Source organism: Kitasatospora sp. NPDC036993 (assembly GCF_055607525.1).
This window is the reverse complement of record NZ_JBVJRP010000006.1, coordinates 328,388-355,018: the sequence shown is the minus strand read 5'-3', so window position 1 is coordinate 355,018 and position 26,631 is coordinate 328,388. Positions and strand designations below refer to the sequence as shown.

The 26,631-nt window shown below is 72.4% G+C and carries 20 protein-coding genes; 12 read left to right on the top strand and 8 right to left on the bottom strand.

Annotation, left to right across the window (positions count from 1 at the left end; genetic code table 11):
- The first annotated feature begins 8 nt into the window (after positions 1 to 8).
- The gene (locus ACZ7C5_RS15515; protein WP_401083496.1) at positions 9 to 260 is read left to right on the top strand and encodes a hypothetical protein; all 252 of its coding nucleotides are present in this window, start codon (positions 9 to 11) and stop codon (positions 258 to 260) included.
- A gap of 102 nt (positions 261 to 362) precedes the next feature.
- Here ACZ7C5_RS15515 and ACZ7C5_RS15510 read toward each other — a convergent pair whose 3' ends face one another.
- Positions 363 to 1,859 carry an MDR family MFS transporter gene (locus tag ACZ7C5_RS15510; RefSeq protein ID WP_470322782.1) on the bottom strand — a complete coding sequence of 499 codons (1,497 nt, stop codon included), beginning with the start codon at positions 1,857 to 1,859 and terminating at the stop codon, positions 363 to 365.
- Positions 1,860 to 2,070: 211 nt separating this feature from the next.
- Positions 2,071 to 2,520, bottom strand: a complete 450-nt coding sequence (locus ACZ7C5_RS15505) for a MarR family winged helix-turn-helix transcriptional regulator (RefSeq protein WP_401083492.1) — start codon at positions 2,518 to 2,520, stop codon at positions 2,071 to 2,073.
- Positions 2,521 to 2,646: 126 nt separating this feature from the next.
- Here ACZ7C5_RS15505 and ACZ7C5_RS15500 point away from each other — a divergent pair, with 126 nt between their 5' ends.
- Positions 2,647 to 3,687, top strand: a complete 1,041-nt coding sequence (locus tag ACZ7C5_RS15500) for an ABC transporter permease (RefSeq protein ID WP_470322737.1) — start codon at positions 2,647 to 2,649, stop codon at positions 3,685 to 3,687.
- Positions 3,688 to 3,875: 188 nt separating this feature from the next.
- Here ACZ7C5_RS15500 and ACZ7C5_RS15495 read toward each other — a convergent pair whose 3' ends face one another.
- The 4 genes from ACZ7C5_RS15495 to ACZ7C5_RS15480 all read right to left on the bottom strand — a co-directional run bounded on the left by ACZ7C5_RS15495 (position 3,876) and on the right by ACZ7C5_RS15480 (position 9,131).
- Entirely contained in the window at positions 3,876 to 5,090 is a 1,215-nt protein-coding gene (locus ACZ7C5_RS15495) for an ROK family protein (RefSeq protein ID WP_401083750.1), read from the bottom strand.
- Positions 5,091 to 5,109: 19 nt separating this feature from the next.
- Entirely contained in the window at positions 5,110 to 5,676 is a 567-nt protein-coding gene (locus ACZ7C5_RS15490) for a GtrA family protein (RefSeq protein WP_470322736.1), read from the bottom strand.
- Between the two features lie 106 nt (positions 5,677 to 5,782).
- On the bottom strand, positions 5,783 to 8,182 hold the full coding sequence (gene lon / locus ACZ7C5_RS15485) for an endopeptidase La (RefSeq protein WP_470322735.1): 2,400 nt from the start codon (positions 8,180 to 8,182) through the stop codon (positions 5,783 to 5,785).
- 214 nt (positions 8,183 to 8,396) lie between these two features.
- The gene (locus ACZ7C5_RS15480) at positions 8,397 to 9,131 is read right to left on the bottom strand and encodes a rhomboid-like protein (protein WP_470322734.1); all 735 of its coding nucleotides are present in this window, start codon (positions 9,129 to 9,131) and stop codon (positions 8,397 to 8,399) included.
- Positions 9,132 to 9,747: 616 nt separating this feature from the next.
- On the opposite strand from ACZ7C5_RS15480, the gene ACZ7C5_RS15475 reads away from it, so the two are divergent.
- The 7 genes from ACZ7C5_RS15475 (at position 9,748) to ACZ7C5_RS15445 (ending at position 20,339) form a co-directional block, all read left to right on the top strand.
- Positions 9,748 to 10,485 (top strand): response regulator transcription factor, encoded by a 738-nt coding sequence (locus ACZ7C5_RS15475; RefSeq protein ID WP_030057574.1) that lies wholly within the window; start codon positions 9,748 to 9,750, stop codon positions 10,483 to 10,485.
- A gap of 81 nt (positions 10,486 to 10,566) precedes the next feature.
- Complete coding sequence (locus ACZ7C5_RS15470; protein ID WP_401083482.1) at positions 10,567 to 11,754, top strand: sensor histidine kinase; 1,188 nt, start codon at positions 10,567 to 10,569, stop codon at positions 11,752 to 11,754.
- A 233-nt stretch (positions 11,755 to 11,987) separates the two neighbouring features.
- Positions 11,988 to 15,734: a multifunctional oxoglutarate decarboxylase/oxoglutarate dehydrogenase thiamine pyrophosphate-binding subunit/dihydrolipoyllysine-residue succinyltransferase subunit gene (locus tag ACZ7C5_RS15465; RefSeq protein ID WP_401083480.1), complete on the top strand. Its 3,747-nt coding sequence runs from the start codon at positions 11,988 to 11,990 to the stop codon at positions 15,732 to 15,734.
- Positions 15,735 to 15,986: 252 nt separating this feature from the next.
- A complete protein-coding gene (locus ACZ7C5_RS15460) occupies positions 15,987 to 17,942 on the top strand; it encodes a protein kinase domain-containing protein (protein ID WP_401083478.1) in 1,956 nt (651 codons plus the stop codon).
- A gap of 46 nt (positions 17,943 to 17,988) precedes the next feature.
- On the top strand, positions 17,989 to 18,168 hold the full coding sequence (locus ACZ7C5_RS15455; protein WP_188300118.1) for a DUF6104 family protein: 180 nt from the start codon (positions 17,989 to 17,991) through the stop codon (positions 18,166 to 18,168).
- 220 nt (positions 18,169 to 18,388) lie between these two features.
- A complete protein-coding gene (locus tag ACZ7C5_RS15450; RefSeq protein ID WP_401083476.1) occupies positions 18,389 to 19,297 on the top strand; it encodes a DUF4097 family beta strand repeat-containing protein in 909 nt (302 codons plus the stop codon).
- 1 nt (position 19,298) lies between these two features.
- A complete protein-coding gene (locus ACZ7C5_RS15445) occupies positions 19,299 to 20,339 on the top strand; it encodes a PadR family transcriptional regulator (RefSeq protein WP_401083474.1) in 1,041 nt (346 codons plus the stop codon).
- Positions 20,340 to 20,536: 197 nt separating this feature from the next.
- On the opposite strand, the gene ACZ7C5_RS15440 is transcribed toward ACZ7C5_RS15445, so the two are convergent.
- Positions 20,537 to 21,499 (bottom strand): zinc-binding dehydrogenase, encoded by a 963-nt coding sequence (locus ACZ7C5_RS15440; RefSeq protein ID WP_401083472.1) that lies wholly within the window; start codon positions 21,497 to 21,499, stop codon positions 20,537 to 20,539.
- 98 nt (positions 21,500 to 21,597) lie between these two features.
- Entirely contained in the window at positions 21,598 to 22,794 is a 1,197-nt protein-coding gene (locus ACZ7C5_RS15435; RefSeq protein WP_401083471.1) for an NAD(P)-dependent malic enzyme, read from the bottom strand.
- A gap of 942 nt (positions 22,795 to 23,736) precedes the next feature.
- On the opposite strand from ACZ7C5_RS15435, the gene ACZ7C5_RS15430 reads away from it, so the two are divergent.
- Genes ACZ7C5_RS15430 through ACZ7C5_RS15420 form a run of 3 tightly spaced genes read left to right on the top strand, consistent with a single transcriptional unit; the run spans position 23,737 to position 26,475 of the window.
- Entirely contained in the window at positions 23,737 to 24,663 is a 927-nt protein-coding gene (locus ACZ7C5_RS15430) for an ABC transporter substrate-binding protein (protein WP_401083470.1), read from the top strand.
- A gap of 37 nt (positions 24,664 to 24,700) precedes the next feature.
- Positions 24,701 to 25,675, top strand: a complete 975-nt coding sequence (locus tag ACZ7C5_RS15425) for an amino acid ABC transporter permease (RefSeq protein WP_317620390.1) — start codon at positions 24,701 to 24,703, stop codon at positions 25,673 to 25,675.
- Complete coding sequence (locus tag ACZ7C5_RS15420) at positions 25,672 to 26,475, top strand: amino acid ABC transporter ATP-binding protein (protein ID WP_470322733.1); 804 nt, start codon at positions 25,672 to 25,674, stop codon at positions 26,473 to 26,475. The genes ACZ7C5_RS15425 and ACZ7C5_RS15420 overlap by 4 nt, the downstream gene beginning before the upstream one ends.
- Positions 26,476 to 26,631 lie beyond the last annotated feature (156 nt).

Sequence of the window (26,631 nt, the reverse complement as noted above, 5' to 3'; positions counted from 1 at the left end):
CACTCACCATGCACATCAAGTGGAACGCCCTGGCCCAGACCGCCGGGATCAGCTTCGGCGTCACCGTCGCCGTGGTCGCCGTCTTCGCGCTCGGCATCCTGGCGCTGTCCCGCCGCGAGGCCGCGGCGGGTGCCGCCGGTGAGGACGGCGGCACCGCGGCCGCGGGCGGCGGCAGGCTCGCCCTGGCCGGCGCGTACGTCTGCTTCGCGCTGTGCGGCGCGGTCGTCCTCTACGGACTGTCGCTGATCGCCGGCAGGTAGCCGCCGCACGCAGGACGACGGGCCGGGGAGTGTGTCCGCACTCCCCGGCCCGTTCGCGTATCCCGGCTGCCGTGGGTCCCCGGCCGGTCAGTCCCCGGCCGGTCAGCCCTCCGTGGCGGTCTTCAGCGCCGTCTCCCGGATGAACAGCACCGTGACGAAGGCCAGCGCCGCGAACGGGGCGGCCCACAGGAAGATGGTGCCGACGCCGTGGCCGAAGGCGTCCGTCACCAGCGGCACGATCGGGGCCGGCAGCTTGGCCAGGTCCGGGATGCCGCCGCCGGACGCCGCGGCCGACGCCGGAATGTGCGCCGCGGCCAGGTTCTCGGCCAGGTAGTGGCCGACCTTGTTCGACATCAGCGCGCCGAGCGCGGAGACGCCCATCGCGCCGCCCATGGTGCGGAAGAAGGTGACCACCGAGCTGGCCGCGCCGAGCTCGTGCCTGGGCACCGTGTTCTGCACCGCGAGCACCAGGTTCTGGCTGGTCAGGCCGAGCCCGACGCCGGTGATCGCCATGTAGACGGAGAGCAGCACGTAGCTGGTGTCGGCCCTGGCGGTGCCGAGCAGGCCGAAGCCGACCGCGAGCAGCGCGGTGCCGGAGACCAGGTAGGCCTTCCACTTGCCGTACTTGGTGATCAGCCGCCCGGCCACCGCGGAGGAGACCGCCAGGCCGAGGATCATCGGCAGGGTCATCAGGCCGGCCATGGTCGGGGACTTGGCGCGGGCCAGCTGGAAGTACTGGCTGAGGAAGGTGGTCGCGCCGTACATCCCGACGCCGACCAGCACGCTGGCGAGCGCGGCCAGGGTGACGGTGCGGTACTTGAACAGGCTCGGCGGGATGATCGGCTCGGCGGCGCGGCGCTCGATCACGACGGCCAGGGCGCCCAGCAGCACCCCGCCGCCGACCATGGCCGCGGTCTGCCAGGACAGCCAGGCGTAGTTCTTGCCGGCCAGGGTGATCCAGATCATCAGCAGGCTGACCGAGGCGGTGATGACCACCGCGCCCAGGTAGTCGATCTTCGCCTTGCGCTTGATCACCGGCAGCTTGAGGGTGCGCTGCACCACCAGGATCGCGACCACCGCGAACGGGATGCCCACGTAGAAGCACCAGCGCCAGCCCAGCCAGGCGGTGTCCACGATGACGCCGCCGATCAGCGGGCCGCCGATGGTGGCGAGCGCGAAGACCGCGCCGAAGTAGCCGCTGTACCGGCCGCGTTCGCGCGCCGGGACCATCGCGGCCAGGCAGATCTGGCCGAGCGCCACGACACCGCCGGCGCCGATGCCCTGGAGCGCGCGACAGGCGATCAGCTCGCCGGTGTTCTGCGAGAGGCCGGCCAGCGCCGAGGTGCCGATGTAGATCAGCAGGGCGATCTGGAGCAGCAGCTTCTTGCTGACGAGGTCGGAGAGCTTGCCCCAGATCGGGGTGGAGGCGGTGAGGGTGAGCAGCGACGCGGTGATCACCCAGGTGTACGCGGACTGGCCGCCGTGCAGGTCGGCCAGGATGTGCGGCAGGGCGTTGGAGACGACGGTCGAGGAGAGCACGGCCACGAAGAGGCCGAGTAGCAGGCCGGAGAGCGCCTCCATCACCTGTCGGTGCGTCATCTGTTGACTGTCGGTCGCGGCGGCGGTTCCGCTCGCGGCCTCGGTGGTCACGGTCATCTGGGTCCTTCGGCGGGGCGCGCGGGATACGCGGATCATGAAAGTTCGTTGCCGTAAGCAACCATAAGCCGAATGGTTGAGTTAGGCAACTTTCTTCAAGGGGAAGTAAAGACCGCACCCACGGGCCGCGGTCGCCTCGCCGGCGACCTCCCGGTCACTCGGCCGCCGGCTCCTCCAGGACGTCGTTGAAGCGGTGCAGCAGCTCCGCGAAGCGGGCCACGTCCTCCGGCGACCAGCCGCCCATCACCTCGCGCACCCGCCGCAACCGGACGCCCCGCGCGGCCAGGTAGCGCCGCCGCCCGTCCTCGGTGAGCGACACCAGCGCGGCCCTGCGGTCCAGCGGGTCCGTCTCCCTGGCGACCAGGCCCAGCTCCTCCAGCGTCCGGACCTGCCGGCTCACCGTCGCCTTGCCGATCGCGAAGTGCACGCCGACGTCGGTCACCCGCACCGGCCCCGCCTGCTCGATGTAGGCGAGCAGGCTGTACGCCATGCCCTCCAGCCCCGGGTGCACCCGCCGTGAGAGTTCCGCCACTCTGGCCCGGCCCCGCCGGAACATCAGCGCGACCTCGCGCTCCACCGCCACCAGGGCTTCTTCGTCACTCACCGCGCCAGTATCGCGCAGCGGCGCCGAGCCCGGTGCGGCGCGGGAGGTGCGACAAGCCAACTAGTTCATGGTATGAAGTATCGGTTCTGGAAGTACCGTTTTTCCCCATTACGCAAGGAGATGTGGATGGCAGCCCCGGGGCAGGGTTTCGTCGCCGAACTGAAGGGCGCGGTCACCCCGCGCGCGGCACTGCTCGTGTTCGGCGTGCTGCTGCTCCAGCTCGGCTTCATCACCTCCTACATCGGGGCGCTGCACAAGCCCGCCCCGCAGAACCTCTCCATCGCGGTGGTCGCCCCGCCGCAGGTCGCCCCCAAGCTGGTCGGCGCGCTGGAGGCGGTGCCGAACGACGCCGTCCGGGCCAGCACCGCGCCGGACGCCGAGACGGCGACCCAGCTGATCAAGGACCAGAAGCTCTACGCCGCGCTGGTCGTGGACCCGGCCTCCACCCAGGACACCCTGCTGGTCGGCAACGCCCGCGGCACCGCCGCCGCCAAGGCCGCCGAGACCATCACCACCGCGATCGACCAGAGCCAGGGCCGGACCGTCAAGGTCCAGGACGTGGTGCCGCTCGCCAAGGGCGACAACAACGGCCTCTCCGCGTTCTACCTGGTCATCGGCTGGTGCGTCGGCGGCTACCTGGTCGCCTCGATCCTGGGCATCAGCGCGGGCTCCAAGCCGGCCAACACCCACCGTCTGCTGATCCGCCTCGGCGTCCTCGCGGTCTACTCGATCGGAGCCGGCCTGCTCGGCACGGTGATCGCCGGACCGGTGCTGGACGCGCTGCCCGGCTCGGTCCTCGGCCTCAGCGCCATCGGCGCCCTGGTGGTGTTCACCGTCGGCGCCTTCACCATGGCGCTCCAGTGCCTGTTCGACATCCTCGGCATCGGCGTCGCGGTGCTGATCTTCGTGGTGCTCGGCAACCCGAGCGCGGGCGGGGTCTACCCGGCGCCGATGACGCCGCCGTTCTGGCGGGCCATCGGCTCGTGGATCCCCAACGGCGCCGGCACCACCGCCACCAAGTCGATCGCCTACTTCGGCTCCACCAACCTGGGGCTGCCGATCCTGGTCATGGTGGTCTGGGCACTGGTCGGCATCGGCATCGCCCTGCTGGCCGTGCTGCGGCGCGGGCGTTCCGAGGGTGACGCGCCGGCCGCCGTCGAGGCCTGAGCCGCCCCGTACCCGACTCCGCCGAGCCCCCGGCCACCGCGGCCGGGGGCTCGGCGCGTCCGGGGTGTGCCTGTGCGGCCCGTCCGGGCCCGTCCCGGGCGTCCGAGGGCCCGTTCCCCGGCCGTCCCGCCGTCCCGCCGTCCCGCCCTCAAACCGTCAGGCAGTCAGGCAGTCAGGCCGTCAGGCCGTCACGCCGCCGTGAACGGCCCCGGCTCGGCGACGACGGCCCGGACGACCCGCACCGCCGCACCCAGCAGCGGGCCCCGGCGGCCCAGCCGGGAAACGGTCAGCCGGTCGTCGGACCACGGCCGCACCGTCACCCTGGCGGCCAGCTCGGCCCGCATCGCGGGCAGCAGCCAGGGCGCCAGCCTGGCGTAGCCGCCGCCCAGCACCACCTCCGCCGGGTCCAGCAGGTTCACCGCGCCGGCGGCCGCGGTGCCGAGCGCCGTGCCGGCCCCGGCCAGTGCCGCCCTAGCCGCCGCGTTCCCGGCCCCGGCGCGGTCGGCGAGCAGCTTCACCCAGTCGCCCCGGGCGCCGGCCAGACCGGCCGCCCGCAGCACCGCCGCCTCGCCCGCGTACTGCTCCAGGCAGCCGGCCGCCCCGCAGGCGCAGCGGGGCCCTCCGGGGTGGACCGGCACGTGGCCGAACTCGCCGGCGAAGCCGCCCGCCCCGCGCAGCAGCCGGCCGCCGACCACGATCGCCGCGCCGACCCCGGCCTCGGCGGAGACGTACAGGAAGTCCTCCGGGCCCGCGCCCAGCCAGCGCTCGGCCAGGCCGCCGAGGTTGGCCTCGTTGTCCGCCTCGATCGGCAGCCCGGCCAGGCCGCCCCCGGCCGCCCGCAGCGCCGGGCGCAGTCCCGCGGCCAGCGGGACGTCCTGCCAGCCCAGGTTCGCGGCCCGCCGGAGCACTCCGTCGGTGCCGCCGACCAGCCCGGGCACGGCCAGGGTGAGCCCGGCCGGGCTCAGCCCCGCCTCGGTGACGGCCCCGCTCAGCAGGTGGGCGAGGTCCGCCATGACGGCGGCGGGCTCGCGGTCGTGGTTGGAGACCTCCCGGCGCCGCCAGGCGCGGACCTCCCCGCGCAGGTCGACCACGCAGGCGCCCAGGTGCCGCACCCCGATCTCGGCGCCGAGGCCGCAGGGCCCGGCCGGGTTGAGGCCGAGCGCGGTGCCCGGGCGGCCGACCTTGCCGCTGGGCGTGGCGGGGCCCTCCTCGACCACCAGGCCCGCGGTGATCAGCTGTTCGGCGAGGGAGGAGACGGCGGCCCTGGTCAGCCCCGTCCCGGCGGCCACCTCGGCGCGCGAGCGCGGGCCGCTCGCGATCATCCCGAGCACCAGGGCCAGGTTGGCCCGGCGCATCCCCTGCTGGCTGGCGGGCCCGGTCCGGACCGCGTCCGGCTCGCGCATGAGGCTCACCCCGTCCCCTTCACGGCACGTCCCGTGGCAGCTCGGGTGCCGCGTGACCGGGCTCCTGGGGCACCGCCGCCGCCAGGGCGGGCCCGGCCGGGACGGGCCCGGCGAGCGGGACGAAGACCCACCGCCGCATCGCCCAGTAGCGGAACAGCATCGCCACGAAGGTGCCGACGACCATCCCGCTGAGGAAGTCGGCGACCTCCTGCCGGAAGGGGCTGGTGTACGGCTCGCGCAGGTCCAGCAGGTAGCGCGAGGCCACCAGCGGAAGGTCGTTGACGGCGATCGCCACCGCGCTGACCAGGACGAACATCAGCACCTCGCGCGGCCGGCCGTCGGCCCGGAAGGCCCAGCGGCGGTTCAGCACGTACGAGACGACGGTGCCGATCACGGTCGCGATGGTCAGGGCGACCACCGGTTTGCCCGCCAGCACGGTGAGCTTGAGCTCGAAGTCGATCACCGTGGTGAGCGCGAAGCAGCCGCTCCCGACCAGCAGGAACTTCACCAGCCGGCGGTGCCGCACCAGGAAGGGGCGCAGCCGGTCGGGCACCCGGGCCAGGGCGCGCTGCGTGGGGGACGGCATCTCCGCAGTCTCGCACGCGGGGATGCCGTCGGCCCTCCAGATCGCCGGTGGTGCCCTGGCCGCCCATCCGGCGCCCAGGGCACCGGTCGGACGGCCGGGGCACCGGTCAGGCGGCCACCAGCACCGCGGCCGTGGCCGGCTCCAGGGCCAGCTCCAGCACCTCCCGCACGTCCGCCACCGGGTGGACGGTGAGCCGCTCCAGCACCTCGGCCGGGACGTCGTCCAGGTCGGCCTCGTTGCGCTTGGGGATGACCACCGTGGTGATCCCGGCCCGGTCCGCGGCGAGCAGCTTCTGCTTCACCCCGCCGATCGGCAGCACCCGCCCGGTCAGCGACACCTCGCCCGTCATCGCCACGTCGGTGCGCACCTTGCGGCCGGAGAGCAGCGAGGCCAGCGCCGTGGTCATGGTGATGCCGGCGCTCGGCCCGTCCTTGGGGACGGCCCCGGCCGGGACGTGCAGGTGCACGCCGCGGTCGCGCAGCGAGGTGACCGGCAGCTCCAGCTCGGCGCCGCGCGAGCGCAGGTAGGAGAGCGCGATGTGCGCGGACTCCTTCATCACGTCGCCCAGTTGCCCGGTGAGGGTCAGCCCGCTGCCGCCGGTCTCGGCGTCGGCCAGCGAGGCCTCGATGTAGAGCACGTCGCCGCCGGCGCCGGTCACCGCGAGGCCGGTGGCCACGCCCGGGACGGCGGTGCGGCGCTCGGCCGGCTCCTGGGCGGACTCCGGCACGTGGTGCGGCCGGCCGATCAGGGCGCGCAGGTCCTCCGCGCCGACCGCGGCGGGCAGTTCGCGCTCGCCCAGCTCGGCCTGGGCGGCGATCTTGCGCAGCACCCGGGCGATCGAGCGCTCCAGGTTCCGGACGCCCGCCTCGCGGGTGTACTCCCCCGCGAGCCGGCGCAGCGCCTCCTCGTCGACGCCGACCTGCCCGGCGTCGAGGCCGGCCTTCTCCAGCTGGCGCGGGAGCAGGTGGTCGCGGGCGATGACGACCTTCTCGTCCTCGGTGTAGCCGTCCAGCCGGACCAGCTCCATCCGGTCGAGCAGCGGCTCGGGGATGGCCTCCAGCACGTTGGCGGTGGCGAGGAAGACGACGTCGGAGAGGTCGAGTTCGACCTCCAGGTAGTGGTCCCTGAAGGTGTGGTTCTGTGCCGGGTCCAGCACCTCCAGCAGGGCGGCGGCCGGGTCGCCCCGGTAGTCGGAGCCGACCTTGTCGATCTCGTCCAGCAGGACGACCGGGTTCATCGAGCCGGCCTCCTTGATCGCCCGGACCAGCCGGCCCGGCAGCGCGCCGACGTAGGTGCGCCGGTGGCCGCGGATCTCCGCCTCGTCCCGGACGCCGCCGAGCGAGACCCGGACGAACTCGCGGCCCATGGCACGGGCCACCGACTCGCCGAGCGAGGTCTTGCCGACGCCGGGCGGGCCGACCAGGGCGAGCACCGCGCCTCCCCGGCGGCCGCCGACCGCCCCGAGCCCCTGGTCCGAGCGGCGCTTGCGGACGGCCAGGTACTCGACGATCCGCTCCTTCACGTCGGTCAGGCCGGCGTGGTCGGCGTCCAGCACCGCGCGGGCGCCGGCGATGTCGTAGGCGTCCTCGGTGCGCTCGTTCCAGGGCAGCTCCAGGACGGTGTCCAGCCAGGTGCGGATCCAGGAGCCCTCGGGCGACTGGTCGGAGGCGCGCTCCAGCTTGTCGACCTCCTTGAGCGCCGCCTCGCGGACGCCCGCGGGGAGGTCGGCGGCCTCGACCCGGGCGCGGTAGTCGCCCTCCTCGTCGGCCGGTTCGCCGTTCAGCTCGGCCAGTTCCTTGCGGACGGCCTCCAGCTGACGGCGGAGCAGGAACTCCTTCTGCTGCTTGGCCACGCCCTCCTCGACGTCCTTGCGGATGGTGTCGTTGACCTCCTCCTCGGCGAGGTGGTCGCGCAGCAGGGCCAGCGCGTACTCCAGGCGGGCGACCTGGTCGGCCTCCAGCAGCACCCTGAGCTTCTGCTCGGGGGTGACGAAGGGGGCGTAGCCGATGTTGTCGGCGAGCTCGCCGACGCCCTCGATCCGGTCCACCCGGTCGACGACCTGCCAGGCGCCGCGCCTGCGCAGCCACTGGGTGGACAGCGCCTTGTACTCCTTGACCAGTTCGGCGGCCCGCCCGGCCACCGGTGTCCCGGCCGAGGACTCCTCGAAGGGCGTGGTCTCCACCCAGAGGGCGGCGCCGGGGCCTGTGGTGCCGACGCCGATCCTGACCCGGCGCACGGCCCGCACCAACGCGGCGGGCTCGCCGTCGGCCAGCCGGCCGACCTGCTCCACGGTGGCCAGCGTGCCGGCCGCCGCGTACGAGCCGTCCATCCGCGGGACCAGCAGGACCTGCGGCTTGCCGGAGCCGGTGGCCGCCGCGCGGGCGGCCTCGACCGCGGCGCGCACCTCGGAGTCCTTCAGGTCCAGCGGGACGACCATGCCCGGCAGGACGACCTCGTCGTCCAGCGGCAGTACGGGCAGGGTGAGCGGTGTGGACGTCGATGCCATGATCTCTCCCCGGTCAGTGAAGTTGAGTCGACCTGACTAAGGCTTCGCGGGCGCCGGATGTTCCCGGCGTCCAGTTCGCCGTGAGCGAACACGATTCGGCACGGGAAGCACCGCTTCCGGCTCCGTCAAAAGAGCACCGAAAGCACCGACCGCGCCTTAAGGGAGCCTGAAGTGAACGCTCCGGCCCCGGGGAGGCCCCGCCCGGGCGGCGGCGTCAACGCGCCGGCCGCACCCGCGCGGAAGCACCGCCGGCCGCGGGGGCGGCCGCGGGGGCGGCCGCCGTCACGGCGGCCGGACGCGGCCGGGGCGGACGCCGCTCGATCCGGCGCAGCCAGCGCCACAGCGCGACCCCGGTGAGCACCGCGGCCGGGTGCCCCACTCCGGTGATCACGTCCTTGTCGGTGGCGATCTGCTCGGCGATCATCAGCCCGGCGCCGCCCAGCGCGAGCAGCCGCCCGCGCCAGGAGAGCAGCCCGGCCAGCGCGCCCAGGCAGGCGAGCACGCCGTAGCTGACCCCGATGTCCAGGTAGTCCATCGCCTCGGGCGCCATCCGCCCGGTCTCCACCGCGGTGATCACCACCCCCTGGGAGAGCAGCGTCGCCGCGACGTGCCCGGCGGCGAACACGGCCGCCGCCCGGGCCGGCCCGACCCTGCGTTCCAGCGGCGCGAGGGTGACGGCGAATCCCCACAGGTACGGCATCCACACCTCGCCGGCCACCCAGAATCCGCTCAGCACGAGCGCACGCAAAGGATGCTGGAGGAGGTTGTGCCCGTCCGAACTGGAGGCCTCCTGCAACCGCTGCACGAGTTCCGGATCGGCGAGCCTGGCGAAGGTCGTGGTGGCTCCCACGACGGCGAGATATCCGAGCGTGAAGGGCGTCCGCCGGGGTGTCGGCATCCGTTCCAGCAGCCACTCCACGACACCGGCGCGCAGGCCGAGACGGAGCATTCCGTACGGCGCTCCCATGGTCCCGAACCCGTCGGCACCCCGCCCCGGACCAGCCATGCCGCCTCCGCTCCACGCCGCAGCCACCGACTCCCGCCAGGTGTCCAACGTACCGGCCCGCACTGCGGATTCCGCCCGGTCGGGTGTCGTCGCGGTCACCGTACGTCGAGGTTCTGAGAGGCACCTGGGAAAAGCCCGTGAAGACCGCCGCCGCGGCGGGCCGCCGGATTCCCGGCATTGGTCCAGACCTTCTCTCCATTAACGCGACAGCAGGGCCTCTGACCGGCGACTTGGCGTCAACTGGAGTGCATACGTACCGTTACGCGGTGAAAATTCGCCGGGTAAGGTATCGGCCCGTGCCCACTCGTGCAGTGGGTCCGAGGGCGGCCCGACAGCCGGCCCACGGGCCGGAAACGTCCGGTCCACCTGCCGGGAAGCATCCACTGTCCGTACGCTGCGAAGTGCGCGGGAGACATGGGCGGCCGACCATCCGTCCTCGGCTCCCGATCGCGCGGCGGGACGGCGGACCCGGCACAGTCCACGACGGAACAAGACTACGAGCGGAGCCCGCCATCCCCACAGATGGCCGGCCCGCAGCCCTGGGGGCGGTGGCGTGACCGTGACAGAGATTCAGCAGGACAACCACAACACCGGTGGCACTGTGAGCAGCCAGCGCAGAGTCCTGGTGGTGGAGGACGAGCCCACGATCGCCGAGTCGATCGCCGCCCGGCTGGGCGCCGAGGGATTCAAGGTCGCCGTGGCCCACGACGGCCCCGGCGCGGTCGACGGCTTCCACACCTGGCAGCCGGACCTGGTGGTCCTCGACATCATGCTGCCCGGCTTCGACGGCCTCGAAGTGTGCCGCCGGATCCAGGCCCAGCGCCCGGTGCCGGTGCTGATGCTGACCGCCCGCGACGACGAGACGGACCTGCTGGTCGGCCTCGGCGTCGGCGCGGACGACTACATGACCAAGCCGTTCTCGATGCGCGAACTGGCCGCCCGCGTCAACGTCCTGCTGCGCCGCGTCGAGCGCGCCCAGCAGGCCGCCCGCACACCGGCCCTGGGCAGCCTGCGCTTCGGCGAGCTGGAGATCGACCACGTGCAGCGCCGGGTCCGGCTGGCCTCGGGCGACGTCCACCTGACGCCGACCGAGTTCGACCTGCTCGCCTGCCTGGCCGCCCAGCCGCGCGCGGTGCTCACCCGTGAGCAGCTGCTGGCCGAGGTCTGGGACTGGACCGACGCCTCCGGCACCCGCACCGTGGACAGCCACGTCAAGGCACTGCGCCGGAAGATCGGCGCCAGCTGGATCCGCACCGTCCACGGCGTCGGCTACGCGCTGGAGGCTCCGCTCTCCTGACGGCGCCGCACGGACGACGGGCCGCCGGGGGGCCCGTGTCCGGGACGACGCCGCGCCACCACGCGGGGACTACAGGGACCAATGACCTTTCCACAGCAACGCAACGGGGAATCCGACGGCGCGCGGCCGCAGAACCTGGCCGCCCGCGCCGCCCACCGGGTCTGGGCCGACGTCCGGCCGCTCGACCCGGTCCGCTCGATCAAGGGCAAGCTCGCCCTGCTCGTGATCGTCTCCGTGTTCCTGGCCACCGGGATGGTGGTCGTGGCGATCCGGTCCGAGACCCAGATCCGGATCATCATGGTCTTCTCCATGATCGCCTCACTGCTCTTCATGCAGTTCCTCGCGCACGGACTGGCCTCCCCGCTGCGCGAGATGACGGCCGCCGCCCGCGCGATGGCCTCCGGCGACTACAGCCGCCGGGTCGAGGTGAACTCCCGCGACGAGATCGGCGAACTGGCCGCCGCCTTCAACGCGATGGCCGCCGACCTCCAGGCCGCCGACCGGCACCGCCGCGAGCTGGTCGCCAACGTCTCGCACGAGCTGCGCACGCCGATCGCCGCGCTGCGCGCCGTCCTGGAGAACGTGGTGGACGGGGTCGTCCAGCCCAATCCGGCGACCCTGGGGGCGGCGCTGGAGCAGACCGAGCGGCTCGGCCGCCTGGTCACCCACCTGCTCGACCTCTCCAAGATCGACGACGGCGTGGTCGCCCTGGACGCCCGCACCTTCGAGGTGCGCGAGTTCCTGGACGGCGTGCTGCGCGGGGTGACCGTGGACGGCGCGACGGCCGGCGGTGCCTTCTCCCGGCGCGGGGACGTCCGGCTGGCCCTGGAGGTCAGCCCGACCGGCCTGACCGGCGTGGCGGACCCGGAGCGGCTCCACCAGGTGGTCGCCAACCTGGTCGACAACGCCTGCAAGCACTCCCCGCCCGGCGGCACCGTGACGGTACGGGCGAGGCCCGATGACGGGGAGGGCGGCCTGCTGCTGGAGGTCGAGGACGAGGGCCCCGGCATCCCGCCGGCCGACCGCACCCGGGTCTTCGAGCGGTTCAGCCGCAGCGGCACGGCGACCGCCGCGGGACCGGGTGCGGACGGCGGCACCGGGCTGGGCCTCGCCATCGCCCGCTGGGCCGTGGACCTGCACGGCGGGCGGATCGCGGTGGCCGAGTCCCCGCGCGGCTGCCGGATCGAGGTCAGACTGCCCGGGCGGCGCCAGGGCGACGGCCGGGACATTTGTCACAGATCCGACACAGAGGCCTACGAAGATCACTAGAAATTCAGGCCGGTTTTTTGTCCGGTTTGGTCCAGGTATAGGCTCTGTTCAGGGCTGATCGGTTCCCCGCAGATACGGCTTTCTAACGCACTTTTTCAGCCAAAGTGCAGGTCAGCACTGTGATCTGGGCGACGCCTGGGCCCCGGGGACTGCGCGATCACTGGTCAGGGGCGTAGCCTTAATCCCCGCTGTCCAAACATCCCAAAAGGAAGCGGAAGAGGGCGGTTGCCGCCGTGTCGCCACAGTCCCCTGAAACCCCCAACAGCTCGGCAAGCTCCACTGGCTTCGGCCCCAATGAGTGGCTCGTCGACGAGATCTACCAGCAGTACCTCCAGGACCCGAACTCGGTCGACCGAGCCTGGTGGGACTTTTTCGCCGACTACAAGCCCGGTACCGAGGTGACCCCAGTGACCCAGGCCGCGACCCAGGCCGGCCCCACGCCGACCCCTGCCGCTGCCCCCGCGCCCGCCGCTGCTGCTCCGGCCGCGCCCGCCGCCCCGGCGGCTCCGGCCGCCCAGGCCCCGGCCGCCGCTCCGGCTCCGCTCGCCGCCGCGCCCGCCGCGCCCCCGGCCCCGAAGGCCGCCGCCCCGGCGCCGGCCGCGCCCGCCGCGGCTGCCGGCCCCGAGCTGGTCCAGCTGCGCGGCCCGGCGAAGGCCGTCGCCACCAACATGGACGCCTCGCTGGAGGTGCCGACCGCGACCTCGGTCCGCGCCGTGCCGGCGAAGCTGTTGATCGACAACCGCATCGTCATCAACAACCACCTCCAGCGCGCCCGCGGCGGCAAGGTCTCCTTCACCCACCTGATCGGCTACGCCCTGGTCCAGGCCATCAAGGCCGCCCCGGGCATGAACTACAGCTACAAGGTGGAGGACGGCAAGGCCTTCCTGGTCAAGCCGGAGCACGTCAACCTCGGCCTGGCCATCGACCTGGTCAAGCCGAACGGCGACCGCCAGCTGGTCGTCGCGGCCATCAAGAAGGCCGAGACGCTCGACTTCTTCGGCTTCTGGCAGGCCTACGAGGACATCGTCCGCCGGGCCCGCGCCAACAAGCTGACCATGGACGACTTCACCGGCGTCACGGTCTCGCTGACCAACCCCGGCGGCATCGGCACCGTGCACTCCGTGCCGCGCCTGATGCAGAACCAGGGCACCATCGTCGGCGTCGGCGCCATGGAGTACCCGGCCGAGTTCCAGGGCTCCGCCCCGGAGACCCTGTCCCGCCTGGGCGTCTCCAAGATCATGACGCTGACCTCGACCTACGACCACCGCGTCATCCAGGGCGCGGCGTCCGGCGAGTTCCTGCGCGAGATCCACCGTCTGCTGCTCGGCGAGAACGGCTTCTACGACGAGATCTTCGAGTCGCTGCGGATCCCGTACGAGCCGGTCCGCTGGGCCACCGACGTCGCCACCACCCACGACGACGAGGTCAACAAGACCGCGCGCGTCATGGAGCTGATCCACTCCTACCGGGTCCGCGGTCACCTGATGGCCGACACCGACCCGCTGGAGTACAAGCAGCGCAAGCACCCCGACCTCGACGTCACCACCCACGGCCTCACCCTGTGGGACCTGGAGCGCGAGTTCGCGGTCGGCGGCTTCGGCGGCCAGAAGATGATGAAGCTCCGCGACATCCTCGGCCTGCTGCGCAACACCTACTGCCGCACCGTCGGCATCGAGTACATGCACATCCAGGACCCGAAGCAGCGCAAGTGGCTGCAGGAGCGCCTGGAGAAGCCGTACTCGAAGCCCGAGCGCGAGGAGCAGCTGCGGATCCTGCGCCGGCTGAACTCGGCCGAGGCCTTCGAGACGTTCCTGCAGACCAAGTACGTCGGGCAGAAGCGCTTCTCGCTGGAGGGCGGTGAGTCGCTGATCGCGCTGCTGGACGCGACCATCGACGCCGCCGCCGAGCACCGCATCGACGAGGCCGTCATCGGCATGGCCCACCGCGGCCGGCTGAACGTGCTGGCCAACATCGTCGGCAAGCCGTACGGCAAGATCTTCGGCGAGTTCGAGGGCAACCTCGACCCGAAGTCGATGCACGGCTCCGGCGACGTCAAGTACCACCTGGGCGCCGAGGGCACCTTCACCGGCCTGGACGGCGAGACCATCAAGGTCTCGCTCGCCGCGAACCCCTCCCACCTGGAGGCCGTGGACCCGGTCGTCGAGGGCATCGCCCGCGCCAAGCAGGACATCCTGGACCAGGGCGGCACCACCTTCCCGGTGCTGCCGATCCAGATCCACGGCGACGCGGCCTTCGCCGGCCAGGGCGTCGTCGCGGAGACCCTGAACATGTCGCAGCTGCGCGGCTACCGCACCGGCGGCACCGTGCACGTCGTGGTGAACAACCAGGTCGGCTTCACCGCCGCCCCGGCGTCCTCGCGCTCCTCGATGTACTGCACCGACGTGGCCCGCATGATCGAGGCCCCGATCTTCCACGTGAACGGCGACGACCCGGAGGCCGTGGTCCGCATCGCGCGGCTCGCCTTCGAGTTCCGCCAGGAGTTCCACAAGGACGTGGTGATCGACCTCATCTGCTACCGCCGCCGCGGTCACAACGAGGCCGACAACCCGTCGTTCACCCAGCCGCTGATGTACGACCTGATCGACAAGAAGCGCTCGGTGCGCAAGCTGTACACCGAGGGCCTGATCGGTCGCGGCGACATCACCATGGAAGAGGCGGAGCAGGCGCTCCAGGACTTCCAGGGCCAGCTGGAGAAGGTCTTCGCCGAGGTCCGCGACGCGGCCCAGGCGCCGGCCGACGCCACCGCCGGCAAGCCGGTCGCCGACTTCCCGGTCTCCATCAGGACCGGCATCTCCCAGGAGATGGTCAAGCGGATCGCCGCCTCCCAGGTCAACCACCCGGACTGGCTGACCGTCCACCCGCGTCTGCTGCCGCAGCTGCAGCGCCGCGCCGGCTCGGTCGAGGACAACACCATCGACTGGGCGATGGGCGAGACCCTCGCCATCGGCTCGCTGCTCATGGAGGGCCACCCGGTCCGCCTGGCCGGCCAGGACAGCCGCCGAGGCACCTTCGGCCAGCGGCACGCCGTCCTGATCGACCGCAAGACCGGCGAGGACTACACCCCGCTCCAGTACCTCACCGAGGACCAGGCCCGCTACACCGTCTACGACAGCCTGCTGTCGGAGTACGCGGCCATGGGCTTCGAGTACGGCTACTCGCTGACCCGCCCGAACGCGCTGGTCATGTGGGAGGCGCAGTTCGGCGACTTCGTCAACGGCTCGCAGACCATGGTGGACGAGTACATCGCGTCCTCCGAGCAGAAGTGGGGCCAGCACTCCGGCATCACCCTGCTGCTGCCGCACGGCTACGAGGGCCAGGGCCCGGACCACTCGTCCGCCCGCCCGGAGCGCTTCCTCCAGCTGTGCGCGCAGAACAACATGACGGTCGCCATGCCGACCCTGCCGTCGAACTACTTCCACCTGCTGCGCTGGCAGGCGCACAATCCGCACCACAAGCCGCTGGTCGTCTTCACCCCGAAGTCGATGCTGCGTCTGAAGGCCGCGGCGAGTGCGACCGAGGAGTTCCTGTCCGGCTCGTTCCGCCCGGTCATCGGCGACTCCACCGTCGACCCGGCGCAGGTGCGCAAGGTGGTCATCACCGCCGGCAAGTTCTACTACGACCTGGAGGCGGCCCGCACCGAGCGCGGCGTCACCGACACCGCGATCGTCCGGGTCGAGCGGCTCTACCCGCTGCCGGTGGCCGAGCTCCAGGAGGAGCTGGCCCGCTACGGCGACGACGTCCAGTTCGTCTGGGCCCAGGAGGAGCCGGCCAACCAGGGCGCCTGGCCGTTCATCGCGATGAACCTGGTCGACCACCTCCAGGTCGTCATCGGCCGCAGCGGCGGCGACTCCCGGCTGCGCCGCGTCGCCCGCACGGCGGCCTCGTCCCCGGCGGTCGGCTCGGCCAAGCGGCACATCGCCGAGCAGCAGGCACTGGTCGAGGAGGTCTTCGCGCTCTGACGCGCCGAGACCCCCACGGTCCGAACGCCCGCGGCCCCGCACTCCCCACCGGGAGTGCGGGGCCGCGGGCGTTCGCGGTCCACCGCGCCGCCGGGCCCAGGTCCCAGCTCTGCAACCAAAACCGCACCGCGGTGCACGGGCTCCTGACGGATCGATAGGTTATGCCTCGCCGCTCGGCGACCCCCGGTGCCCGTCATCGCACCGGGCCGCCGCGGCCGTACCGCCTCACCGCTCTCCCAGGGGGATCACCACATGACCGCCGACACGCCTCGGGACGCCGGCAAGCTCCCGCCGGTCTTCCAGCCGCTCCTTCCGGACGACCCCAGGGAGGTCGGCGGCTACCGGCTGTTCGCCCGGCTGGGCGCCGGCGGCATGGGCCGGGTCTACCTGTCCTACACCCCGGGCGGGCGCCCGGTCGCGCTCAAGGTGGTGCGCCCCGAGTTCGCCGAGGACGGCGAGTTCCGCCGCCGCTTCGCCCAGGAGGTCAGCAACGCCCAGCGCATCCACGGGCTCTACACCGCGCAGGTGATCGACTCCGGCGGCCTGGACGGCGACGCCCCCTGGCTGGTCACCGCGTACGTCCCCGGCCCGTCCCTCCAGCAGGTGGTGCGCGAGAACGGCGCGCTGCCGGTGCGCACCGTGCTGCTGCTGATGGGCGGCATCGCCGAGGCCCTCCAGGCGATCCACAGCGTCGAGGTGGTCCACCGCGACCTCAAGCCCGCCAACGTGCTGGTCGCCGGGGACGGCCCGCGGGTGATCGACTTCGGCATCGCCAGGGCCGCCGACGCCACCGCGCTGACCGGCACCGGCTACCGGATCGGCTCCCCCGCCTTCATGTCCCCCGAGCAGGCCCAGGGCCGCGCGATCACCCCGGCCACCGACGTCTTCGCGCTCGGCGCCCTGGCCGCGTACGTGGCCGGCGCCACCGCGCCGTTCGGCGACGGCCCGGACACCGCGGTGCTCTACCGGGTGGTGCACGAGGAGGCGGACCTCACGGCCGTCCCCGCGGACCTGCGCGAACTGATCCAGCGCTGCCTGGCGAAGTCCCCCGAGGACCGCCCCACGCCCGCCGAGATCATCCGGATCGCCCGCAGCCACCCGGAGGTCGGCGGCCAGCTGCGGTTCGGCGAGGACTGGCTGCCCCGCGAGGTCAACACCGAGATCACCCGTCGCTCGGACCTGCCCAGGACGCCGCCGACCCCGCTGCCGGCCGCGCCCTCGACCCCGCCCACCCCGCTGCCCGCGATGCCGGCCGCTCCCCCGCCGCCGGCCACCGCGCCGACCCACCCGGCGACCGCGGTGCACCCGCCGCGGCAGCCGGTGACGCCCCCGCCCGGCTTCGGGCCGCCGCCGATCGGCTCGTACGCCGCGCCGCAGCCGCCCACCGGCGCCCCGGCCGCGCCGGTGCCGCCCACCCGGCCGACCGTCCGGCTCCAGCCGGAGCCGCCGTCCTACGACACCCCGCCGCCCGGCCCGGTGGTGAGCTCCGACCCGGCGCCCGCACCGGAGCCCGCACGCAGGGGCGGGGTGTCCTGGAAGGTGTTGCTCACCGTCGCGCTGGTGATGGCGGTCGGCGGCACCGCGGGCGGCGTGGTGCTGATGAAGAAGCTGGGCAAGGCGGACGACAAGCCGGCCGCCGCGGCCACCGTGTCCCGGAGCCAGGAGCCGACGAAGCCGAGCGCCTCCCCGAGCGCCTCCCCCTCCGCCACCCCCTCCGCCGCCCCGGTGACGGCCGCGCCCTCGAAGTCCGGGCAGAGCACCGTCTCGGCCCCGGCCCGCCCGGCCGGCTACTCCGCGATGCTGGACAAGAAGTCGCTGGCGATCCCCAGCGCCGAGTACTCCTCCGACGCGTACCGGATCGACCTGGACTCCGGCACCGTGGTGCCCCGCTCCACCGACCTCAAGTGGGGCCTCGGGGTGATCAACGCCGGCGGCACCGGCGGCAGCCGGGCCAACTCCTTCACCAGCTACGGCGACGACAAGTCGGACTTCGCGGTGATCACCGAACCGGCCGTCACCGCCGAGGAGTGCGCCGCCGCGATCGACTCCAGGCCGGACACCGACCTCTCGTTCAACCGGGCCGCGCCGGGCCGCCTGCTGTGCGTCCGCGACCGGGTCACCCGCAACGTCGCCATCGCGGCGATCGAGCAGGCCGACCCGGTCTCCGGGGCCGCCAAGGTCACCGTCAGCACCTGGCGGGCAAGCTGACCGGACTATCCTGACCAGGTCAATCCCCACCGGACCGGAGCGAACCGTGTACTTCACCGACCGTGGCATCGAGGAGCTGGAGAACCGGCGCGGCGAGGAGGAGGTCACCTTCGGGTGGCTGGCCGAGCAGCTGCGCACGTTCGTCGACCTCAACCCGGACTTCGAGGTCCCGGTCGAGCGGCTGGCCACCTGGCTCGCGCGGCTCGACGACGAGGACGACGAGTGACCGGGTGACGCCCGCCGAGGGCCCGGGAGGCAACCGCCTCCCGGGCCCCGCGCATGTTCGGGCGCCGTTCCGAACGCCCCCCGTAGGGGAGACCTCGGGGACGGATCGGGGTCGGATCGGGGTCGGGACGGGGGTGAACACGCTTGACTCTGCCAGCACGCGATATATCGTCTTTAGAAGAGAACGCGATACATCGCGATCGACGAGGGAGGCGGCAGAGATGAGCCAGTGGACGGTCGACGGCCCCGAGAGGATCACCTTCGACGAGACGGTGCGCGCGCTGCACGTGCGGACCATCGAGGGCACCGTGAACGTGGTGGCGGCCGAGGGCCCGGCCCGCCTGGAGATCACCGAACTCGTCGGCGACCCGCTGCACGTGACCCTGGTGGACGGCGTCCTGACGGTCACCTACAAGGACATCAACAGCTGGGGCGAGTTCGGCGACTGGCTCAAGTCGGTCGGCTCGGTGAAGAGCTTCTTCGGCTCCCTCAAGCGCAAGCGGATCGCCGGCGTGACGGTGACCGTCCCGGCCGAGGTCGAGGTCAAGGTCGGCACCGTGTCGGCCCACGCCACCGTCAGCGGCGTCGACGGGCACGTCTCGGTGCAGAGCGCCAACGGCGACACCACCCTCGCCGGGGTCACCGGCCGGATCGACGCCAGCACCGTCACCGGCGACGTGGACGCCCAGGCCGTCGGCGGCCGGCTCAAGGTCAACACCGTCTCCGGCCGGCTCACCGTGATCGCCGGCACCGCCGACCGGGTCCAGGCCAACACCGTCACCGGCGCCGTCACCCTGGACCTCGACGTGGCCGGCGAGACCGAGGTCAAGGTCAACACGGTCAGCGGCGCGGTCGTGGTCCGCATCCCCTCGCTGGCCGACGCCACCGTCGAGGCCGGCTCCACCAGCGGCGACGTCTCCAGCACCTTCGAGGAGCTCCAGATGAGCAGCACCTGGGGCGCCAAGAAGATCTCCGGCCGGCTCGGCGAGGGCCGCGGCAGCCTCCACGTCACCACCGTCTCCGGCGCGGTCACCGTGCTGCGCCGCCCCGAGTCCGAGGACGAGGGCCCGGTGGTGGTCAAGGAGCTGCCGGCCGGTCCCGGCACGCCGAACCTCACGAAGGAGGCCTGAGATGACTCCCGTGTTCGGCCACGGCCGGCTGCGGCTCTACCTGCTGAAGCTGCTGGACGAGGCGCCGCGGCACGGCTACGAGGTGATCCGGCTGCTGGAGGAGCGGTTCCAGGGCCTGTACGCCCCCTCCGCCGGGACGGTCTACCCGCGACTGGCCAAGCTCGAACAGGAGGGCCTGGTCAGCCACAGCACCGAGGGCGGCCGCAAGGTGTACCGGCTGACCGACGCCGGCCGCACCGAACTCGAAGCCAGACAGGGCGAGTTGGACGACCTTGAGCTGGAGATCCACGACTCCGTGGCACAGCTCGCCGGGGCGATCCGCGAGGACGTCAGGGACAGCGCCAAGGACCTGCGCGAGGAGCTGTGGAACGCCGCCAAGCAGGCGCCCCGGCCGGAGCGCGCCGAAGGCGGCGACCCGTGGGCCGGGCCCTGGGGCGACAACGAGTCCTGGCAGCGCGCCAAGGAGGAGTTCGCCCAGTTCAAGCAGCAGGCCAAGGAACAGGCCAAGCGCGCGCGGGAGCAGGAGAAGGCCGCCAAGGCCAAGGCGAAGGCCGCCGAGGCGGAGGCCCGCCGGCTGCGCGAGCAGGCCAAGGCCTCGCGCAACGCCGCGCAGCAGGAGGCGCTGCGGATCAAGCGCCGGGTCGAGCAGCAGGTGCGTGAGCACGCCGCGAAGGGCGACTGGCCGACCGGGCTGGCCGAAGGCCTGTCCGAGCTGACCAAGGGCCTGGCCGGGCTGGCCGACGCGGCCCGCTGGGGCCAGGGCGCGGAGGGGCCGGCCGCACCGGCCGGAGCCGCCGAGCAGGTCACCGTGACCAGGATCGACCTGGACGAGGACGGCCCCGGCGCCCCGGCCGACCTTCCGGCGTGGGCCCGCACCGACCCGGCCGGGGACCCGGCCCGCGAGCTGGAGCGGCTGCTCGACCGCTTCCGCGACCAGGTCCGCGACACGGCCAGGGACGGTGGAGTGAGCGCGGACAAGCTGGCCGAGGCCCAGACGGTGCTGGGCACCGCGGGCGAGCGGCTGAAGCGGCTGCTCGGCTGAGCCGGCCGCGGGAACCGGACGGCGCCGGTGGCCCGGTGCTCCCCGACGGGGACACCGGGCCGCCGCGCGTCACGACGCCGCAGGCTCAGGACCTCAGGGCCTCAGGACCTCAGGACCTCAGGGCCTCAGGGCCTCAGGGCCTCAGGGCCTCAGGGCCTCAGGGCCTCAGGGCCTCAGGGCCTCAGGGCCTCAGGGCCTCAGGGCCTCAGGACGATCTTCCCGAAGACGTCCCCCTCGGCGAGCCGGGCGAAGCCGTCCCCGGCCTCGGCCAGCGGCAGCACCGAGTCGATCACCGGCCGGACGCCGGTGTTGGCGCAGAACGAGAGCAGCCCGGCCAGCTCCTCCTTGGTGCCCATGGTCGAGCCGACCACCCTGAGCTCCAGGAAGAAGATCCGGTTCAGCTCGACCGCGCTCGGGTTGGGCCCCGAGGTGGCCCCGGAGATGACGATGGTGCCGCCCGGGCGCAGCGACTTCACCGAGTGCGACCAGGTCGCGGCGCCGACCGTCTCCAGGACCGCGTCCACCCGCTCGGGCAGCCGGGCGCCGCTCTCGAAGGCCGCGTCGGCGCCGAGTTCCACCGCCCTGGCGCGCTTGGCCTCGTTCCGTCCGGTGACCCAGACCCGCAGGCCGGCCGCCTTGCCGAGGACGATCAGCGCGGTCGCCACCCCGCCGCCCGCCCCCTGCACCAGGACGGTGTCACCGGGCTTGACCCCGGCGTTGGTGAACAGCATCCGGTAGGCCGTCAGCCAGGCGGTGGGCAGGCAGGCGGCCTGCTCGAAGCTCAGCCCGGCGGGCTTGGGCAGCAGGTTCCAGGTGGGCACCGCGACCCGCTGGGCGAAGGTGCCCTGGTAGCGCTCGGTCAGGATGGAGCGCGGCTCGTCCGGGCCGACCCCGTGGCCGCTCTGGCCGATCACCGAGTGCAGGACCACCTCGTTGCCGTGCTCGTCGACGCCGGCGGCGTCGCAGCCGAGGATCATCGGCAGCCTCTCGGCGGGCAGGCCGACCCCGCGCAGCGACCACAGGTCGTGGTGGTTGAGGCTGGCGGCCCTGACCGTGACCACGCTCCAGCCCGGACGGGCCTGCGGCTCGGGGAGGTCGCCCAGCTCCAGCCCGCTCAGCGGGTCGGCGGCGTCGGTACGTGCGGCGTAGGCAGCGAACATGCCCCGGACGATAGCCCCGACGGCCGGGGCCGGGAACCACGCGGACGTGTGACGCGTGTCCCGGCCCCTGGCCGTCGGCCGGATGTGCGGCCGGATCGTCAGATCCGCGCCACGCCCTCCGCCCGGGCGGCCTCGGCGACGGCCTTGGTGACGGCCGGCGCGACCCGCTCGTCGAACGGCGAGGGGATGACCTTCTGCGGCGTCAGCTCGTCGGCCACGACGCCGGCCAGCGCCTTGGCGGCGGCCAGCTTCATGCCCTCGGTGATCCGGGAGGCGCGGACCTGGAGGGCGCCCGCGAAGATGCCGGGGAAGGCCAGCACGTTGTTGATCTGGTTCGGGAAGTCGCTGCGGCCGGTGGCGACCACCGCGGCGTACCTGTGCGCGACCTCGGGGTGGATCTCCGGGGTGGGGTTGGCCATCGCGAAGACGAACGCGCCCTCGGCCATGGTCGCGACGACCTCCTCCGGCACGGTGCCGCCGGAGACGCCGATGAACACGTCGGCGCCGGCCAGCGCGTCGGCCAGCGAGCCCTTGAGGCCGGAGCGGTTGGTCCGCCCGGCGATCTCGGCCTTGACGTCGGTGAGGTCGCCGCGGCCCTCGTACACCACGCCCTTGCGGTCGCAGACGGCCACGTCGCCGATGCCGGCCGCGACCAGCATCTTGGCGATGGCGATGCCGGCCGCGCCGGCGCCGGAGATGACGGCCCGCAGCGAGCCGATCTCACGGCCGGTCACCTTGGCCGCGTTCCACAGGGCGGCGGTGGTGACGATCGCGGTGCCGTGCTGGTCGTCGTGGAAGACCGGGATGTCCAGGGCCTCCTGGAGCCGGCGCTCGATCTCGAAGCAGCGGGGGGCGGAGATGTCCTCCAGGTTGACGCCGCCGAACGAGGGCGCCAGCCGGACCACGGTCTCGACGATCTCGTCGACCCCGGTGCAGGCGAGCGCGATCGGCACCGCGTCCACGCCGCCGAACTGCTTGAACAGGATGGCCTTGCCCTCCATCACGGGCAGCGAGGCCTGCGGGCCGATGTCGCCGAGGCCCAGCACCGCGGTGCCGTCGGTGACCACCGCGACGGTGTTGGACTTCCAGGTGTAGTCGTTGACCAGCTCGGGCTGCTCGGCGATGGCCGTGCAGACCCGCGCGACACCGGGGGTGTAGGCGAGGGACAGGTCGTCCGCGTCGCGCACCGGGACGGTCGCCCGGATCTCCATCTTGCCGCCGCGGTGGAGCGCGAAGACCGCGTCGACCGGATCGTCGGTGTCCTGGGTGCTGCTGTGAATGATCTCCGCTGCCACGATGACCTCTTCGTCATTGATCGGCGAGGACGCACGGGCCGACGGACAGGACGACCCGTCCGGAAACCGGAAACCGGGTACGCCGAAGCGGACCCGGGTGTTCAGGGTCGGGGCGCTGCCGTCGGGCGGCGCCCTCGGATGAGGGTTTTATGGGGTCTGGTGTTGCCCGCGTTGTGCTTCCGGGCCGAGCCTAGGTCGGACGGAGGCATCGCACCTATGCCTTTTCGTCCTCGTCACGCACGGTTCATCGCCGCGCCGTCGCGCTCGGGGGCCCGGAGTCGGAAACACCGGGCTCCGGCGGCGGCGGACGGCGTGAGCGCACGCGTACCCGCAGGAGTGAAACAGATCCGAGGGGAGTCGGAGCCCCGGATACGGAGCCGCGTTGAGGCTTCCGTTCCTGAGCACCCCGAGCCTGTCGGGGCTCGTCGGTCTGGTTCGAGCGTTCGGGGGTCACCCGGTGACGAATTCTGACACACCCGCCGGTGGGCCCGGCAGGCCGGGACCACCGGCGGCGGCATCCGGGGCGCGGGCGGCGGGCCTCCGGGAACGACACCCACCGGTCCGCATACTTATGCGCAGAGTGACAGGGTCACGGAATAAGTCCGAATAGCGGACAGCGTGACCCCTCGTTATCCGATTTTGATCTGGATGAGGGCCACCTGACCGTCATCAGATGGCAGGATTCCCCCCATCTCGGATCGAGCAGGCCCCTGGTCGAGGCGGTTCGGTCAACGTCCACCTCGGCGGAGGGTGGCGGAAGCAGTACCTCGTAAGGCCCCGGGTGGCTCCCGCGCACCCGGGCAACTGCACGACCCGGCCTGCACGTACGACGACGTACGGCACCACGCACCCGTACCCGGACGTCCGGCTCGCTGTTCCGGTGCGCCGCTCCCGCGGCGCGCTCCGCCCGACCTCTCTCCCCCAGGATGGAGATCCCCCTTCATGACCGCCCGTACCAAGCGCAACCGGCTCTTCGCAGCCGGCGTCGTCGCCGCCTCCGTCTCCCTCGTGCTGACCGGTTGCAGCAGCAGCAAGACCGAGAGCGGCGGCGCCCCCAACGCCTCCGCCACCGTCAACGAGGTCAAGGCCGACCCCAAGCTCGCCGCGCTCGTCCCGGACGACGTCAAGACGGCCGGCAAGCTCGTGGTGGGCGCCGACGCGTCGTACGCGCCGGACGAGTTCAAGGACGACAGCGGCAAGGTCATCGGCATGGACGTCGACCTGGCCAACGCCATCGCCGCCAAGCTCGGGCTGAAGGCCGAGGTGCAGGACTCCGGCTTCACCGCGATCATCCCCGGCATCCAGTCGAACAAGTTCCAGCTCGGCATGTCGTCCTTCACGGACAACAAGGAGCGCGAGCAGATCGTCGACATGGTCACCTACTTCAACTCCGGCAGCGCCGTCGCGGTGAAGAAGGGCAACCCGGAGAAGGTCGACCCGAAGGACCTCTGCGGCAAGAAGGTCGCCGTCCAGACCGGCACCACCCAGGCCGACGAGATCAAGGACACCCGCGACCCCGACTGCGCCAAGGCCGGCAAGCCGGGCGTCCAGAACGGCGGCGACAAGTTCGACCTCCAGACGGACGTCACCAACGCCGTGGTCTCCGGGCGCGACCAGGCGCTGATGGCCGACTCCCAGGTCGTCGACTACGCGATCAAGCAGTCCGGCGGCCAGCTGGAGAAGGTCGGCGAGACCTACGGCACGGCCCCCTACGGCGTCGCCCTGGCCAAGGGCTCCAAGCTCACCCCGGCCATCCAGGGCGCCGTCCAGTCGCTGATCGACGACGGCACCTACAAGCAGATCCTCACCAAGTGGGGTGTCGAGGCCGGTGCCATCGAAAAGTCGGCCGTCAACGGCGCCGTCAGCTGACCCTCGTACGCTTCATCTTCTCCCCCGAGGCCACACCGTGAACTCTTTGGACAAGGGGACGGCGCAGAGGGGGCGGCCTGAGATCATCAAGGCCGTCCCGGTCCGCCACCCCGGACGCTGGGCGGGCGCCGTCGTCATCGCCGTGCTCGCGGCCATGCTGCTGAGCGCCGCCTTCACCAACCCCGCCTTCAAGTGGGACATCGTCGGTCAGTACCTGTTCCACGACAGCATCATGCACGGCCTGCTGGTGACGCTGGAACTGACCGTGCTCGCCATGCTCATGGGCGTGGTCGGCGGCATCATCCTCGCGGTGATGCGGCTGTCCCCGAACCCGCTGCTGGCCGGCGTCGCCTGGGTCTACATCTGGATCTTCCGCGGCACCCCGGTCCTGGTGCAGCTGGTGTTCTGGAACTTCCTCGGCCTGATCTGGGCCAAGCTGTCGATCGGCGTCCCGTGGGGGCCGGAGTTCTGGTCCGAGCAGACCAACGTGCTGATCCCGACGTTCGTCGCGGCACTGCTGGGCCTCGGCCTCAACGAGGCCGCCTACATGGCGGAGATCGTCCGCGGCGGCATCCAGTCGGTGGACGAGGGCCAGGCCGAGGCCTCGCACGCGCTCGGCATGAGCCGGTTCCAGACCATGCGCCGGATCGTCCTGCCGCAGGCCATGCGGGTGATCATCCCGCCGACCGGCAACGAGACCATCTCGATGCTCAAGACCACCTCGCTGGTCTCGGTGATCTCCCTGGAGGAGATCTTCCGGGCCGGCCAGGTCATCTACTCCAGGAACTACCAGAACATCCCGCTGCTGATCGTGGTCAGCCTCTGGTACCTGTTCTTCACCTCGGTGCTGACCATCGGTCAGTACTACATCGAGCGCCACTACGCCCGAGGCTCCAACCGCACCCTCCCGCCCACCCCGCTGCAACGGCTGCGGGGACTGTTCGCCGGGAAGCCCGCCCCGAAGACGAGTGCCGACGTCGTTCCCGGCCTCGAGGGAGGTGGTCACGTATGACCGACCTGACCAAGACCCCGGCCGGCGCCGCCGCGTCCGCCGAGCCCATGGTCCGCGCCGAGAACGTGCACAAGTCCTACGGCCTGGTCGAGGTGCTCAAGGGCATCGACCTGGAGGTCAGGAAGGGCGAGGTGTTCTGCCTGATCGGCCCGTCCGGCTCCGGCAAGTCGACCTTCCTGCGGTGCATCAACCACCTGGAGAAGATCAACGGCGGCCGGCTCTGGGTGGACGGCGAGCTGGTCGGCTACCAGCAGAAGGGCGACCGGCTGCACGAGCTCAAGGACCGCGAGGTCGCCCTCAAGCGGCGCGACATCGGCATGGTCTTCCAGCGCTTCAACCTGTTCCCGCACATGACCGCCGTCGAGAACGTCATGGAGGCGCCGGTCCAGGTCAAGGGCGAGAGCAAGGCCGACGCCCGCGAGCGCGGGATGGCCCTGCTGGAGCGGGTCGGCCTCGCCGACAAGGCGCGGAACTACCCCTCGCAGCTCTCCGGCGGCCAGCAGCAGCGCGTCGCGATCGCCCGCGCGCTGGCCATGAAGCCCAAGCTGATGCTCTTCGACGAGCCCACCTCGGCGCTCGACCCGGAGCTGGTCGGCGACGTCCTGGACGTCATGCGCGGCCTCGCCGAGGAGGGCATGACCATGGTGGTCGTCACCCACGAGATGGGTTTCGCCCGCGAGGTCGGCGACGCGCTGGTGTTCATGGACGGCGGCGTGGTGGTCGAGTCCGGCAACCCCCGCGAGGTGCTCACCGACCCGCAGCACGAGCGGACCAGGGCCTTCCTGTCCAAGGTGCTCTGAACCCGTGCCCCAGGCGCCCGGCAGGCCTCCCCTGCCGGGCGCCGACCGTTTTCCGCCCGGGCCGTGGGCCGCAGCCGCCGCCCGGGCCGTAGGGTGGAGTCCCCGCCCGGGTAATAGGCTGGAGGCAGTAAGCCCGTTACCGCATTCTGGAAGGAC

Coding starts and splice junctions, on each gene's coding strand:
- ACZ7C5_RS15515 (WP_401083496.1), top strand. CDS start 9: ATGCACATCAAGTGGAACGCCCTGGCCCAGACCGCCGGGATCAGCTTC.
- ACZ7C5_RS15510 (WP_470322782.1), bottom strand. CDS start 1,859: ATGACGCACCGACAGGTGATGGAGGCGCTCTCCGGCCTGCTACTCGGC.
- ACZ7C5_RS15500 (WP_470322737.1), top strand. CDS start 2,647: ATGGCAGCCCCGGGGCAGGGTTTCGTCGCCGAACTGAAGGGCGCGGTC.
- ACZ7C5_RS15495 (WP_401083750.1), bottom strand. CDS start 5,090: ATGCGCGAGCCGGACGCGGTCCGGACCGGGCCCGCCAGCCAGCAGGGG.
- ACZ7C5_RS15490 (WP_470322736.1), bottom strand. CDS start 5,676: ATGCCGTCCCCCACGCAGCGCGCCCTGGCCCGGGTGCCCGACCGGCTG.
- lon (WP_470322735.1), bottom strand. CDS start 8,182: ATGGCATCGACGTCCACACCGCTCACCCTGCCCGTACTGCCGCTGGAC.
- ACZ7C5_RS15480 (WP_470322734.1), bottom strand. CDS start 9,131: ATGCTCCGTCTCGGCCTGCGCGCCGGTGTCGTGGAGTGGCTGCTGGAA.
- ACZ7C5_RS15470 (WP_401083482.1), top strand. CDS start 10,567: ATGACCTTTCCACAGCAACGCAACGGGGAATCCGACGGCGCGCGGCCG.
- ACZ7C5_RS15460 (WP_401083478.1), top strand. CDS start 15,987: ATGACCGCCGACACGCCTCGGGACGCCGGCAAGCTCCCGCCGGTCTTC.
- ACZ7C5_RS15450 (WP_401083476.1), top strand. CDS start 18,389: ATGAGCCAGTGGACGGTCGACGGCCCCGAGAGGATCACCTTCGACGAG.
- ACZ7C5_RS15445 (WP_401083474.1), top strand. CDS start 19,299: ATGACTCCCGTGTTCGGCCACGGCCGGCTGCGGCTCTACCTGCTGAAG.
- ACZ7C5_RS15440 (WP_401083472.1), bottom strand. CDS start 21,499: ATGTTCGCTGCCTACGCCGCACGTACCGACGCCGCCGACCCGCTGAGC.
- ACZ7C5_RS15430 (WP_401083470.1), top strand. CDS start 23,737: ATGACCGCCCGTACCAAGCGCAACCGGCTCTTCGCAGCCGGCGTCGTC.
- ACZ7C5_RS15420 (WP_470322733.1), top strand. CDS start 25,672: ATGACCGACCTGACCAAGACCCCGGCCGGCGCCGCCGCGTCCGCCGAG.